Source organism: Alteromonas profundi (assembly GCF_010500865.1).
Lineage (GTDB): Bacteria > Pseudomonadota > Gammaproteobacteria > Enterobacterales > Alteromonadaceae > Alteromonas > Alteromonas profundi.
The window spans coordinates 43,615-57,507 of sequence record NZ_JAAAWN010000015.1; the positions used below are offsets into that span (position 1 = coordinate 43,615).

The 13,893-nt window shown below is 46.2% G+C and carries 13 protein-coding genes; 3 read left to right on the forward strand and 10 right to left on the reverse strand.

From position 1 onward, the window contains the following. Positions 1-75 precede the first annotated feature (75 nt). The gene (gene mnmC / locus GTH32_RS12100; RefSeq protein ID WP_163086080.1) at positions 76-2,130 is read left to right on the forward strand and encodes a bifunctional tRNA (5-methylaminomethyl-2-thiouridine)(34)-methyltransferase MnmC2/FAD-dependent 5-carboxymethylaminomethyl-2-thiouridine(34) oxidoreductase MnmC1; all 2,055 of its coding nucleotides are present in this window, start codon (positions 76-78) and stop codon (positions 2,128-2,130) included. On the opposite strand, the gene GTH32_RS12105 is transcribed toward mnmC, so the two are convergent. From GTH32_RS12105 to GTH32_RS12140, 8 genes are all read right to left on the reverse strand, one after another. Next, positions 2,127-2,852 (reverse strand): FlgO family outer membrane protein, encoded by a 726-nt coding sequence (locus GTH32_RS12105; RefSeq protein ID WP_163086082.1) that lies wholly within the window; start codon positions 2,850-2,852, stop codon positions 2,127-2,129. The two genes, mnmC and GTH32_RS12105, sit on opposite strands and share 4 nt — an antisense overlap. 2 nt (positions 2,853-2,854) lie before the next feature. Continuing rightward, the gene (locus GTH32_RS12110; RefSeq protein WP_163086084.1) at positions 2,855-3,619 is read right to left on the reverse strand and encodes a FlgO family outer membrane protein; all 765 of its coding nucleotides are present in this window, start codon (positions 3,617-3,619) and stop codon (positions 2,855-2,857) included. Between the two features lie 4 nt (positions 3,620-3,623). Further along, complete coding sequence (locus GTH32_RS12115) at positions 3,624-4,241, reverse strand: FlgO family outer membrane protein (protein ID WP_163086085.1); 618 nt, start codon at positions 4,239-4,241, stop codon at positions 3,624-3,626. A gap of 329 nt (positions 4,242-4,570) precedes the next feature. Beyond that, entirely contained in the window at positions 4,571-5,830 is a 1,260-nt protein-coding gene (locus GTH32_RS12120; protein ID WP_163086087.1) for a PEGA domain-containing protein, read from the reverse strand. Beyond that, entirely contained in the window at positions 5,823-7,316 is a 1,494-nt protein-coding gene (locus GTH32_RS12125; RefSeq protein WP_163086089.1) for a hypothetical protein, read from the reverse strand. The genes GTH32_RS12120 and GTH32_RS12125 overlap by 8 nt, the downstream gene beginning before the upstream one ends. A 155-nt stretch (positions 7,317-7,471) precedes the next feature. Continuing rightward, entirely contained in the window at positions 7,472-7,768 is a 297-nt protein-coding gene (locus GTH32_RS12130; protein WP_163086091.1) for a YfcL family protein, read from the reverse strand. Positions 7,769-7,831: 63 nt separating this feature from the next. Continuing rightward, positions 7,832-8,962, reverse strand: coding sequence for an ATP-NAD kinase family protein (locus GTH32_RS12135; protein WP_163086093.1), 1,131 nt, complete (start codon positions 8,960-8,962; stop codon positions 7,832-7,834). Continuing rightward, positions 8,959-9,543 (reverse strand): elongation factor P hydroxylase, encoded by a 585-nt coding sequence (locus GTH32_RS12140; protein ID WP_163086095.1) that lies wholly within the window; start codon positions 9,541-9,543, stop codon positions 8,959-8,961. Before GTH32_RS12140 ends, GTH32_RS12135 begins: the two co-directional genes overlap by 4 nt. Positions 9,544-9,706: 163 nt before the next feature. Between GTH32_RS12140 and GTH32_RS12145 the strand changes: the two genes are divergently transcribed. Next, on the forward strand, positions 9,707-10,417 hold the full coding sequence (locus tag GTH32_RS12145; RefSeq protein WP_163086097.1) for an FFLEELY motif protein: 711 nt from the start codon (positions 9,707-9,709) through the stop codon (positions 10,415-10,417). 33 nt (positions 10,418-10,450) lie between these two features. Further along, positions 10,451-10,876, forward strand: coding sequence for an acyl-CoA thioesterase (locus GTH32_RS12150; RefSeq protein ID WP_163086182.1), 426 nt, complete (start codon positions 10,451-10,453; stop codon positions 10,874-10,876). Positions 10,877-10,976: 100 nt separating this feature from the next. Here GTH32_RS12150 and GTH32_RS12155 read toward each other — a convergent pair whose 3' ends face one another. After that, positions 10,977-13,019: an NADPH-dependent 2,4-dienoyl-CoA reductase gene (locus GTH32_RS12155; protein WP_163086099.1), complete on the reverse strand. Its 2,043-nt coding sequence runs from the start codon at positions 13,017-13,019 to the stop codon at positions 10,977-10,979. A gap of 28 nt (positions 13,020-13,047) precedes the next feature. Continuing rightward, a complete protein-coding gene (locus GTH32_RS12160; protein WP_163086101.1) occupies positions 13,048-13,887 on the reverse strand; it encodes a crotonase/enoyl-CoA hydratase family protein in 840 nt (279 codons plus the stop codon). Positions 13,888-13,893: the final 6 nt, after the last annotated feature.

The following is a 13,893-nucleotide window of genomic DNA, read 5'->3' on the forward strand; positions in this document are numbered from 1 at the left end:
TACAAGCACTGCGCTGCGCTTTTTAGTAAAATATACGCATTTGACCAGTCTTAGATTAGCGAGCCCGAAGAAAACGTGAAATCACCTCAAGCACAAGTTCACTTTAACGATAATGGTATTCCTGTCGCCTCCCAATTCGATGATGTTTACTTCTCTAACGATAGTGGCATTGATGAAACCCAACACGTTTTCATTGACGGCAACGACTTACTCGCGCGCTGGCAGCATTGGTCACATTCACAATTTGTGATTGCCGAGACAGGGTTTGGCACTGGGCTTAACTTCCTCGTGGTGATGCAAGCGTTCGCGCAATTTAGACGTGAGAACCCAACCCACCCCTTAAAGCGTCTTCATTTCTTAACGACGGAGAAATTTCCGTTACCCAAAGACGATATGGCACGGGCACTCAGTGCGTTTCCTTCACTAAGTGGCATGGTAACGGCACTACTAAATCAGTACCCCCTTGCATTAGATGGCTGCCATAGGCGCCATTTTAGCGACTACTCAACTACCTTAGACCTATGGATTGGTGATGTGCATCACCTTTTACCTCAATGGCATTCACCGAAAGCGGGATTAATTGATGCGTGGTTTTTAGATGGCTTTGCGCCAAGCAAAAACCCAGATATGTGGACAGATAACCTATTTAGCCAAATGGCCAGGCTGTCGAAAGTGGGGGCAACCTTTGGCACTTTTACTGCGGCAGGCGTAGTTAAACGTGGCTTAGCCGCCGTTGGCTTTGAGATTAAAAAGCGTAACGGATTTGGGCGTAAACGAGACATGCTAACTGGGGTGTTTAATGCAGAAAAAACACCTTCAACTACACGTGAAGGCCCCTATTACCGCTATAACCAAAGCCCCCTTTACGCTGGCGATAGCGTTATTGTGGTGGGGTCTGGGTTAGCTGCAGCACTTACTACGTTAGCACTCGCTAAACGGGGCATTAAGGTTACGCTTTGCCACGATAAAGCGACCCTTGCCTCTGGCGCCTCCGGCAATCCCCAAGGCGGCTTTTACCCCCAGCTACATTCCCAGGTAAGCCTTGCTAGTCGTCTACAAGCACACAGCTTTTTATTTGCACGTAATTTTTACGACGATGTCATTGCCCAAGCTGGTAGCGGTAAGGTAAGTCATGATTTTTGCGGCGTAGTGCAACTTAACTTTAACCCCAAGGTTGCGCAACGACAGCAAAAATTAATTGAAAATAGTGTATGGCCAGAAGGTCTCATTCACTACGCGTCATCAGACTTCATTTGCCAAAAAGCGCAAGTACAGCTTGCCCAAGATGGCCTATTTATACCTCAAGGCGGCTGGCTGTCGCCCCCCGAACTGGTTGCTGCGCTTATTGAGCAAGCTAGGGCTTTGGGCTGCGTTTCACTACTGCCCATGCATACGTTTAGCCATTACGAACGTAAATATCTCGAAGGTGAAAAGCCGTCAGTGCTGGCACATTTTGACAATGGCGCGACACTACAAGCTAAGCATCTTATATTGGCATTAGGTGCAGGCGCTGTTGCATCTTCTTCATTTACGTCGCTGCCGCTGCGCCCAGTAAGGGGGCAAGTAGAGGCTATTCCTAGTCAGGCGCCCATAAACCAATTAGCCACTGTGCTTTGTCATAAAGGCTATATGACACCTGCCTATAATCATCGCCATGCTCTAGGGTCAACGTATGGCAAAAATGACTTAGACATTGAGGTGCGTAGTGAGGATACACAACAAAACCTCGTTACTCACCAAAAAGCAATGGAAGGAAATAATTTGGTTGAACAGCTAACCCATGATGGTACCGCGCGAGCAGCTACACGGTTAGGTTCACCCGATCATCAGCCGCTATCGGGCATGTTAACCAATTATAATGCGTTAAAATCGCGCTACGAAGGGTTGTCCCTTGGAAAACCCCTACACAAAGAATGCGCCCTTCCAGATGAACCTGTAAGCACCCTGTGCTGTTTAGGCTCACGAGGGCTCACTACTGCGCCACTTATGGCAGAGTTATTGGTGAGTGAACTAACCCATGCGCCGCTTCCGCTAGATAACGATTTATGCCGAGGTGTGCATCCAGCGAGGTTTATGGTGCGCGATTGCATTCGAGGGATCATGGGCGACACCTCGAATGAAAATGATTAGGGTGCAGTAGATACCATGCTGGTCGCTTTGTTTAAATCCATAACGATAAACGCGGGTATATAGATATTCGCGCTCGCTACTATTTGTTTATCTTGCATAGACACAATACGAGCATTCACTCTTACACCGCGATCATCTTCAATTAAGGTTCCTGTCACCACGTGGTCTATGCCAACTTGCTTCGCTAGCCTGTTAGCGTCTCTGGATAACACAAAATCCCCATAAGGGGTTACAGTAATGTTACCGGCAAGCTTAAAATCCACCATGGCCAAACCAAAATCTTGTAATTCCGCAATTAAGTTTTCTGATAGTTGATTGCCCAGCACCGTGCCTTCACTTAACGACTCAGTTAAACGAACAAAACTGGTAACCCCGACGCGGTCGTTTTGCGTAAGTCTTGTGGTCTTATCCATTAACGCCATAGCAAGCTGCGATGCATAGTCATTTAGTTGCTTATGGGTTTGTGAAGGTGAAAAGCCGCTTCGCAGTGGATCACGGTAACCCGGTTCTACAGCAAGGTGCTGTTGATACTCGCGATCCCGTGAATCGGGGGTATACACTAAGCCCGAACCTTTAGGAACAGGTACCGGCTGGGCATCGTGGGAAATTTCACCATCATCGCCTAACCAAAACGAGCCTACAGACTGTGTGCTAGAACACCCTGAAAGACTAAGTATTAGAGCACCTGTAACCGCGCCGAGAATGTATCCCTTGAATTCCATGATTAACCCCGGCTTAGTTTAACACCATCACGCATGCCATTTTGCTGGCTGCCGTCACTTGGAATAAGCGCATCAACCACATAAAAAGGCACTAACATTTGCGCGCTTGCTACAACTGCACGAGAGTTAATACCCAATATTCTTGCATTCACTAATACACCGCCTTGATGCTTGGCCATTGTACCGGTTAATACGTACTCGATAGGCAAGCTACTGCTTAATTCTAAGTAATCGCGACTTAAAACAAAATCGCCCCCTTCGGTAATACGGATGTAATCAGTGGCTTTAAAGTCAATAACTGGCACCCGAAACTTGTGAAGTTCATGCACAAAAGATTCTGCCATTTGACGCCCGAGTAAATCGGTAGTTTGTAAGTTAGTATCTAACAACGCGAAGTGGGTTACACCAATGGGGGTTTTTTCATTGACATATTCCATGTTGGCAATAAGATCTTGGGTCATGTTTTTCACATAATCGCCAATATGCTTTGTAAGTGGCCTGCCCTTATACGCGCCTTGCACACTTGAATATAGCGGCGGTTGCCCGATAGCGCCGTAAGCATCCATGTCTTGCTCATCAGCCTTATCATCGTCTTCGTTATTTACTAAAGGCGCACGGTCTATTGCAGTAATATCTACCACATTCATCGACTGAAATTCTGTTTGTTGCTGTGCATTCTCATCATTGTCGCTCATCATTGCGCAACCAGAGGTGATTACGCTTAACCCTATAATGATTAACGCTACGGGAGTATTAAAAGCATTCATCCTGCTACCTCATACCTTCAGTTCTGTACAGTTTGCCATGTCGGCTGGTGACCTGTTCCCTCTCCCAAAATAACTCAGCAGGAAAGAATCGTGTGGCCGCTGCAACTACATTTTTTGTTCGTACGTTAATAATACGTGCGTTTACCATTGCGCCAGCTTGTTGCTGAACCAAGGTGCCAGTAATGTAATAGTCGACGCGTTCAACATCTGAAAGCTGTTCGATATTGCGGGTAAGCACCCTATCACTTTCATCGTTAATCATTATATCGTTCGATAATTTGAATTCTTGAGTAGTAAACCCCCTTTTCGAGGCTTCAGTAATCATGCCCTGCTCGAGTTGGTGACCTAGCATCATTAAGGGGTGCTGATCATCACCGTTATATTTCATCGTATCAGCAGGCACAAACCCTACGACTGCATAGCGCGCCTGACGGGCCGGGCGTACCCCGGCAAACAGCTCGTTTGCTAAGATATAGGTGTGATATTCTACATTCCCTAACGCGGGTACATTTGGCACCTCGGCCTGTTCCATTTGTGTATCTTTCGTGGTGGAAGTAGCACAGCCGCCCAACAAGGTTACCAGCGCCACTGTTACAAGTAGCGGTTTATTACAACCCAACATACATTCACCTAGGCTTTAATTAATCTGTGGCATACGCGCACATTGCGTGGTTAAATTCATTGTGCGTCAGAAGTATTGACGCGCGTATTGCTGCGCTGCAATTATTGCACCAAAATTGGCTATTTCTGCTAAGCATGACAACAGTTAGCCTAAGGCCTTGATAATTGTGAGGTGAAGGCAACAAAGTACGACAAAATGCTTACCTCCTTAGCATAATTGGCCCGCAGAAAAGGGCGCGAAAACCTTGGCCGCATAGCGGCAAGCGGAAGAATATTGCCGCTCTTAACTATTTAAGCGCGGCAAGGTTGTTGGTTTTAAGAAGAAACCACTCACTTTAGGACAAACTCAAACTTATTGCTTTTACTCTCAGCAATGTCGATGGTGCCTAAATCATACTTGATGCCTCTACCGGTTATCTCTGCATGATACGCCCCATTAAGTAAACGTGTTTCTATCTCAAGTCCTCTGCGCCCCATTCGTTCTTTAAAGCTGATGGCCTCTCCCTGAGAGGGCTTTAACGTGACTTCAACCCTCTCTCTATATAAGGTGTTCACCTTAAAGCTAAGCACTACATCAAGGGGCACTTGATACGCGAGCGCGGGCAAAGTAAAAACCGTGTTTAAGGTTTCGTTAGGCCGAATACTAACCCTCTTTTGTAACAGCACTTCATCATTTTGTGTACTGATAGCTGCCACAGAGTAGTCACCCGCAGGGAGCGTGGTGGTGGGCTTCACGGGGTATTGACGCCCCTTAGTGGAGGTTATCGTATAGCGTACGTCGCTTCGAGTTGGCGAGATAACAAGCTCACCATATTGTGCAACATCCTGTTTTAGTTTATCTGGATCATTAAGCGGCGCTCCCGTTACAGACACCACCTCTACCGCCCCCTGCTGCGCTGAAGCCTCTGAAACCCGTAAACTATGTTCAGCGCTCACGCTTCTTGTAGGTTTAAGCTGGATAGATTCGGTCGTTAACCTATTTTTAGTAATCGTGACTGTCACTCTATGTTCATCATATCCAGACTTGCTCACCTTCACTTCGTAGCGCCCCTCCGGCAGCTTTAAACCTTCATGATATTTGTGAGGTGTTCCATATAGAGTAATTTTAGCGTCACGGGGCGATACATCCAGCTTCAAGCGCCCTAGGCCCGTGCTTCCGTTAGCCTGCGTTAACTGGGCAAGTTGATAGAAGTCTAGGGTTAAGCCTTTGCTTATAGAAATTTGTGTGGCGCCGGTCCCCACATTAGCCGTTAATAAATAGTTGCCGGGGCGTAAGTAGTTTCGCTTATATAATGTGCGTTTAGCGCCCACGCCGTTTATCGGTTCCAGACTAAAAACCACATTACTTTTCCAGTTGTCTATCTCAACTTTAACGCCTTTTCCATACTTCACACTGTGAACACGATTTTCTTCTACTTGGGATAGAAGAAAATCCACATCGAGATATTTTAATACCGACTCTATGCCCCAGCCTGTGGTACTAGATACGCCCTCTTCTTTCGCGACATCGAGAAGTTTCGTGGTTTTTGAACACGACGTTATAAAAATAGATCCCACGACTAGGGCGGCAAGTTTAATGTGTTTACTCACTGGCGCTCCCCACTGCATCTTCAATGAGTCCACTTATCGACTCGAACGCCACGAACTCTGCGTACAGGTGAGTATTATCAGAAAGTAACTGATAGAGCTCTGACATTGCTCTATCAACAAGCACTTCATTATTTTTCAAAGCTTGATTAATAACCTCCCCAATAACGATATCTTTGCCTGCAGATTTACATTCCTCAATAATCGCATCAAATAACTGGTTCTGGCGCTCAGTCGCTTGTTGTAAGCGTGCCTGCAAGGCATCTTCACTTTCTACAGATGCTTGGGTAACCTTTGAGGGCATAAACAGGGTGTCATTAGTGATAAATTGGGCTACTTGGGTGGCACAATACTTCCTGCTTGCCTCACTTTTTCCGCTGGTTATTTTCTTAGGGAAAGTATTCACATTGCGCCGCATAATAAGGGTTTGGTTGTTGGTCACCGGCTGTTGTTTACCGGCTACGGTAAGCCGCGTTGCTGCGCTGCTATCCCCATAGGTAATATTGCCGGTCACTTTACATACTAGTTTGCAATGTAGCTCCATAGAGGGTATTTCATCTGTCACCTTCGACTTTAACAAGCTCTCAGGCAAAAATTGATTGAGGGTTTCAACTAACCGTGTATTTAGCGCACTGCCTAATTCTTCATTCGATGGCTTAAAATAGCGCCTATCGTATTCGGCCTTTTTCTCATAGGCTTCTATTTCTTCTTCGCCCGTAAGATCGTCTATTTCTACAAAGGTAGCTACGCTGGGGTACCATTGACTGGAGGTTCTCAGTTGGTTTGCAATGTATAGCAATACCCCAGAAGATGCGGCTGGGGACTGGTTAGAGAGCTTATTGAGCAGTTCGATTAAGTAGGTGATATATACCTGACGTATTTTTTGAAAATCCCGTTTAGCTTTCCGCCGTTTAAAAGGTTGTAGAAAACGAATAGGTTTTGAAGCGGTTAGATAGCTCTGATAATACTGCAACCTATTATTTCTTCGTGCCGCTTTATATAACGCGGAAGCCGCACTGGCATTATGCAGTTTGTTGATAAAAACGTACCAAAGCAAAAAGAAGCCAACGAGGGTAAGCTCATTTACCCAGCTTTTAAAACCGCTTACTGAAGGGTACTCTTTTAAGGGGGTGACACCAAAAGCGCTAAAGTAGGTATCATTGCTGATGAAATCACTTAGATCTTGGCTAATTACACCGTATTTTTTATACGCTGCGCCTTGAAATATCAGATGATTTTTTACCGCAGGGTAATAAGGCTTTCCCTCTACCAGCTTAGGAGGAACGTCGTCGTACACAAAATAGCGGGGAACACCGTATGCATGTACAACAAAGAGAAATAACAAAAAGAAGGGCGTGCCAAGTAAGAGTTTTCTTTTCCAATATTTAGTAACTACCTCGGTACCAATATAACAAAAGAATAATGCAGCTGCCCAAAATAAAAGGGTACTGCCCCACCCCAATAGAAACACTTTTATGAATCCGATCACTTCGCATAATCCATTAAAAAATAACGGTACAACCACGCATTTATTGTTTTGTATTCGTGCTTTAGCGTGAACCTAAATTGAGATTAAATGAGTTAGCTTATTGATTCAACATAATTTACGAAGAGAAAGGGGGTTCATGGGGCGCTAAGGACACATTAAGTAGCCGACATTAGTCGCTGCCACATAGCCGACACTAAGACGGCATCACCTTCATCTAGCTCATTGTTAGCAAACGCGCTTTCTAAGCTAGCGAGCACTCGTTCATTTAACGTATCCATGGTTGCATCGTCTTGCATCTCTACCTGACGAGATTCTACCGCGAAATGTCCTTGCAAGTAGCTCGCGATAAAAAGCTCATCATCACTACCATGGTTAACTACATCGTCTAATGCAGCTTCAATGTTAGCAATTTTGTCTACCACGTGTTGTGGTGCAGCAGCGGGTGGTAACAATGTATTCTCCTACTTTAATAATGTTTAAATTTTCACTCTGTTAGGTGAATTAACGACGTTGATTTATACGCCGTTATACAACACCTTGTCTTTGTAACCTGTGATAATGGTAAAGGCACCCGCTAACTCGAGGTCTAAATCTGCATCGCCAGTATCTAACCTTAGGGGCTTTCCTTCGAGTGCCTGAAGTTTTTGTTTAGTGGCAACCACCACCAAATTGCTCTTATTAAGCTGGCGTATAAACGCCGGGCTAAGCTGTTGATTTCCTCTACCAAAAATATGCCCTTGTCCGCCAATAACAGTAACAACGGCTTTACACGGCTTGAGGCGGGTAAGTTCAATAAGCTGCGCAGCGGTAACGTCGCTGGCAATGAGTTGCCCATTTTTTATTACATCTACCCCAAGTAGGGTATTGTCAATATTAAGGTATTCCATTATGGCTGCCACGGTTGAACCCGACCCCATCACAAAATAGGTTTCAGGCTCTTCTTCCATAATCTCGCTAACGTAAGCGGCAATATCATCAAGTACTAGCGCTTCGTCTTCCCTGCCGCCCATTTTTACCGCTTGAATGTAGCTAAGTTCAGCGGGAACTCGCATCTCGCCATAAGGTTTAGCAATAACCTTACCCCGTCGAAATGCGTCTTCGTCAATGTCCCGCACCTCCGCTTCCATTTCACTCACCAGCTCGCCAGCGATCATTTGGCTTACTACCTGCCCTGCGGCGGCAGGTGATACACAATACACGCCAGAATGGATTTTACAGCCCGCCGGTACACCAAGCACTGGGATAGTATCGCCTACCACGTGGCAAATATTACGGGCAGTGCCGTCGCCACCAGCAAACAGCAACAAATCAACCTCGGCATCTATCAATGCCTTTGCGGCTCGTTCCGAATCTTCGCCTTCGGTTTGCGTTGATGGGGGGCTATACACTATGGTGTAAGGCAATCCGAGAGAGGCGCAAACTGTTTCCCCCATATCACCAGACGCAGTGAAAATTTCAAATTGCCCGCTTAGCGCGTCTAAAATGCTAAGTGCTTTGGCCATTTTTTCATTGGCTTTTTTTTCCGCCCCCATAGCCAACGCCTGTTCACGTATTTTCGCACCATCACTGCCTTTTAAGGCGAGTGCGCCGCCAATGCCAGCAAAGGGGTTTACGATAATACCTAACCGGAATATAGGTTTACTCATGCAGCATCGTCTCCAGCAGCTATAGATGATAGTGGGCGTGTATCGTTTTGTTTTAAGGATGAAAATGTATCGGACAGTGCGCCGATAAAGCGCTGCGCGCGAGGAGGAAACCCCGTAGCGCGGTAATGTGCCAATTGCGCGGCTACATTGTTAGTGAACGCTTCTCTATCAGGCTCTACGCCATCTAAGTTATCGGTACTTACTTGAAATTTTCTGCCGGCTGCTTCTGTAAACGCCCATTCAATCGCTTGGGGTTTTACTTCAACTTTTTCAAATTCGGCCTGTTGATGGGCGTTACGTCCGTCGGGGCAATACCAATAGCCATAATCTTCTAAAAGACGTCGCTTTTCGCCCGCAATACACCAATGAGAAATTTCATGTAATGCGCTAGAGAAAAAACCATGGGCGAAAACGATTTGATGATAGCTGCACGTCTCATCGGCAGGCAAATAAATAGGTTCATCGTTACCACGCACTAAGCGTGTATTAAAATCGGCAAAGGTGCGGTTAAACAGCGCGATAAGAACATCAACATCGCTATCGAACTCGTTTTTTTGCGACTGATTACCTTGTGTATTCATACGGCTCTTATTGGTCAGCTAAAGGGAAAAAGACGATCACTCATGGTTTATTGGCCGCCAATTATATCAGTAAAAACCCGACTTCTCACTTGAAAGCAACGCGCGCTTGGGTCAATCTAGCTTTACCCGGCTAACTAACAAACTCGGCCAAGGAGTGTGCATTTTGGCGCAGCAAATAATCAAGCATATTCATCGCGTTAACGCGCTACGGGATCTTGCGACCAAGCTGGATATTATGCCTGTCATTCATCAATTACAGCATTGGCAGTGCGAACGCTTGCTGGTATCTCATGCCGATTTAGCGCAGCAAAAGCGTTATCAAAAAGCCATGGCGTTTTTTGTGGATGAATTATATGGTCCGAAAGATTTTAGTCAACGAGATGCAGACTTAGCGCGGGTTATTCCAAAGCTTGCCAAGGTTCTTCCTGATAAGGCAATGAACGCCATGGACGATGCATTGGCGCTAAATGCCCTTTCCTTCGATTTAGATATGGAGATGGCTCAGTTTTTGAAGGCGAATTATAGCCACCAGCCTATTGACCGGCACTCCTACGCACAGGCATATCGACACGTAGGGCGTATAGACGATCGAGCCCACCAAATTGGTATAATCTCTCACCTTGGCGATCAATTGGGCGATGTTATTAAAATTCGTGGCATAGGTATGCTTATTTCGTTGTCTCGTCGCCCCGCTAAATTAGCCGGGGTACTTGCGTTACACGAGTTTCTAGAGCGCGGCTTTAATGCATTTAAGGCCATTGGCGATGTACAAGGCTTTGTTCAGCCGGTTTTGGCTAGAGAGAAAAATTTGATGGGCGCGTTGCTAGATGAGAATTTAACTTTACCTGACGACAATCCCCTCCCTGCAATTTAAGGAACACCGGTGAGCGAACAAGAATTACCCTGGATGTACCCCCATCCTTTTGTGCAAGACTGGCACATAGACCAGGTTCATATTGATCACTATAAACATGTAAACAATGTGGCCTATTTAACCGAAGTTGAATCCCTCGCCTGGGCGCACTCTAATGCTCTGGGTCTTCAATTTGCAGATTATCAGGCCCTTAACCGGGCAATGGTAATAAAACGCCACGAACTGAATTATCATCTCCCGGTTCATCTAGGCGATACCCTTAAATGCGCAACTTGGATAGTTGAGTGTGATAACAAACTCACCCTTAAGCGTCAGTTTCAATTTATCTGCCCTACGCGTAATAAAGCGGTGTTCGACGCCCTTACAACATTTGTTTGCGTTAGCTTAGATACTGGAGCCCCCCGCCGCCTGCCGCCGCAATTTATTGATGTGTATGGTAACGCGCGTGTTTCGCTTTAAGTATCTTATCTTGCGCTGGGAATAATACCCCTTAATAATGAACAACGCCGCGAGTTAGCGGCGTTGTTTATTATCGGTTAAGTACTTTATATTGTATCGACTATACTTCGGCGCACACCCGTGTACCTTGGTCGATAGCGCGTTTAGCATCAAGCTCTAGTGCTTCATCTGCACCGCCGATAAGGTGATAAGGCATTTTAAGCCCTTCAACAATATCGCGCATTGGCTCTTGTCCCGCGCATATAATAATATTGTCTACTGGCAATAGCTGCTGGTTACCGTCTACCGTTATATGTAGGCCTTCATCATCTATTTTGTCGTAAGTGACACCTGGGATCATCGTAACCCCTTTGGCAAGTAACCCTACCCGATGGGCCCAGCCCGTGGTTTTTCCAAGTCCGCCGCCTACTTTAGAGGATTTACGCTGAAGCAAAAAGATTTCCCGGGGTGAAGGTTCAGGCGCAGGTGTAACACCTTCAATTCCCGCCCGGGCAGTTAACGACATATCAATCCCCCATTCTTTCATAAAGGCGGGAATATCCTGACTTGGCGTTTCTTTGCCGTGGGATAAATACTCTGCGGTATCAAAACCAATACCCCCAGCGCCAATAATAGCAACTTTATTACCCACTGACTTTTTGTCTTTTAACACATCAATATAAGACAACACTTTCTCATGGTCTATACCATCGATAGCCGGCGTTCTTGGCTTAATACCGGTCGCTACCATCACCTCATCAAATCCTTCGTCGTTGAGCATAGCGGCATCAACATAGGTATTTAATTTAAGCGTAATATTGCTATGTAGCTCAATTTGTCGTTTGAAGTAACGTAAGGTTTCATAAAACTCTTCTTTGCCTGGAATTTGCTTAGCAATATTAAACTGCCCCCCAATTTCACCGGCAGCGTCATAAATGACCACGTCATGACCACGCTGCGCCGAAGTAACCGCTGACGCAAGCCCAGCAGGGCCCGCACCAACTACCGCCACCCGCTTTTTGGTTTCAGCAGGTTTAACGTTTAGCTCTAGCTCGTGACACGCACGCGGGTTGACCAAACAACTGGTCATTTTGCCATTAAAAACATGATCTAAGCAGGCTTGATTACACCCTATACAGGTATTAATTTCATCCGCTTTATTTTGCTGCGCTTTACGCACAAACTCAGGATCGGCGAGAAAAGGGCGGGCCATCGATACCATATCGGCATCACCCCGCGCCAATACTTCTTCAGCCACCTCAGGTGTATTTATACGGTTTGAGGTAATAACAGGAATAGAGAGCGCATCGCGAAACTTAGCCGTTACCCACGTGAACGCAGCGCGAGGGACTTTTGTCGCAATAGTAGGAATACGCGCTTCATGCCACCCGATACCGGTATTGATAATGGTAGCGCCAGCTTGCTCAATTTCTTTGCCTAACTGCACCACTTCCTCATAACTCGACCCACCTTCAACTAAGTCCAGCATAGATAAACGATAAATAATAATAAAGTTAGTGCCTACGGCTTCACGTACCCTGCGCACAATTTCAATGGGAAGACGTATACGATTTTCATACTCCCCTCCCCATTCATCGTCGCGCTGGTTAGTACGCCGGGCAATAAATTGGTTTAAAAAGTAGCCTTCAGACCCCATTATTTCTACCCCATCATAACCCGCCCGTTGGGCTTGTATAGATGCCGTAATAAAGTCTTCAATTTGTTTTTCTATTTCATCTGCTTCCAGCGCTTTAGGCTTAAACGGATTAATGGGCGCTTGTACCGCGGAAGGAGCAACCAGTTTTGGGCTATAGGCGTAACGCCCTGTATGCAAAATTTGCATGCAAATTTTACCGCCCGCAATATGCACAGCATCTGTCACTTCTTTATGATTGTTCACCGCTTCATCGGTATCTAGGCGGAACGTTGAAGGGTGCGTTGCACCTTCTTCATTGGGCCCTATGCCACCCGTTACGATCAGGCCTACGCCGCCCCGGGCGCGCTCAGCATAAAATGCTGCCATACGTTTATGTCCATCGGGCATTTCTTCTAGCCCCGTGTGCATGGAGCCCATCAACACCCTATTTTTTAATTGGGTAAAACCTAGATCGAGTGGCCGAAATAAGTGGGGGTATACGGGATGATCAGTAACGGTCTGGTTCATGATTAATCCTTCTAAGATGCCTGTTAATTTAAGATTTCATTGACGTAACCGCGCCATGTAATGGCGGGTAGTCTGGAATTGTTTTTGTTTTTTGTGCCTGCATGGCGTTGAACACATCTTCCATCTGGAACATGCCTGCTTGCCATGTCGCCATATAATTAAGGCTTTCAGCTACCGAGTGATCCACTGCGTAGTTGATCATGGTTTTGGTGCCGGCGACAGCTAACGGCGAGTTCGCAGCTATTTGTTGCGCCACTTCCATTACGCCTTCTAACATAGCGTCAGTGTTATCAAATACCTTATTGACAAAGCCCAGCTGCTTAGCCTCTTGCGCACCAAAATTACGACCGGTATAAGCCAGCTCTTTTACCAAACCTATGGGAATGAGCTTAGGGAGACGCTGAAGGGTGCCAACGTCAGCGGTCATGCCCAACTGCGTTTCTTTAATAGTAAAAAATGCATCGTCGGTGCAATAGCGCATATCGCAGGCGCTCAATAAATCTACTGCACCGCCGATTGCGCCTCCTTGCACAGCACCAATAACCGGCATACGCGCTTCTTCTAGAGCAGTGAAACTGTCCTGCAGTAACTTCACCGTACGGCGCATGCGCTCAGCACGGCGGGATGGATCGCCTTTAAAGTCTTCTTTCATATTTAAAAATACCGACAAGTCCATACCCGCAGAGAAATGCTTGCCAGTGGAGGAGATGACAATAACCCGGGCACTCCCTTCATTGTCGATAGCACGTATAGCTGCAGGAAATTCCACCCAAAAGTCGGGGGTCATACTGTTCATTGCATCAGGGCGATTAAGCACAACCTGTGCAATGTGCCCTTGCTGTTTTATTTCTAATGTAGAGTAATTCATGGTTTG

Bases quoted from the DNA above. Each gene is read 5' to 3' on its own strand.
- GTH32_RS12150 (WP_163086182.1), top strand. From the start codon at position 10,451: ATGTACCCCCATCCTTTTGTGCAAGACTGGCACATAGACCAGGTTCAT.
- GTH32_RS12160 (WP_163086101.1), bottom strand. From the start codon at position 13,887: ATGAATTACTCTACATTAGAAATAAAACAGCAAGGGCACATTGCACAG.
- GTH32_RS12135 (WP_163086093.1), bottom strand. From the start codon at position 8,962: ATGAGTAAACCTATATTCCGGTTAGGTATTATCGTAAACCCCTTTGCT.
- GTH32_RS12105 (WP_163086082.1), bottom strand. From the start codon at position 2,852: ATGGAATTCAAGGGATACATTCTCGGCGCGGTTACAGGTGCTCTAATA.
- GTH32_RS12140 (WP_163086095.1), bottom strand. From the start codon at position 9,543: ATGAATACACAAGGTAATCAGTCGCAAAAAAACGAGTTCGATAGCGAT.
- GTH32_RS12155 (WP_163086099.1), bottom strand. From the start codon at position 13,019: ATGAACCAGACCGTTACTGATCATCCCGTATACCCCCACTTATTTCGG.
- GTH32_RS12110 (WP_163086084.1), bottom strand. From the start codon at position 3,619: ATGAATGCTTTTAATACTCCCGTAGCGTTAATCATTATAGGGTTAAGC.
- GTH32_RS12115 (WP_163086085.1), bottom strand. From the start codon at position 4,241: ATGTTGGGTTGTAATAAACCGCTACTTGTAACAGTGGCGCTGGTAACC.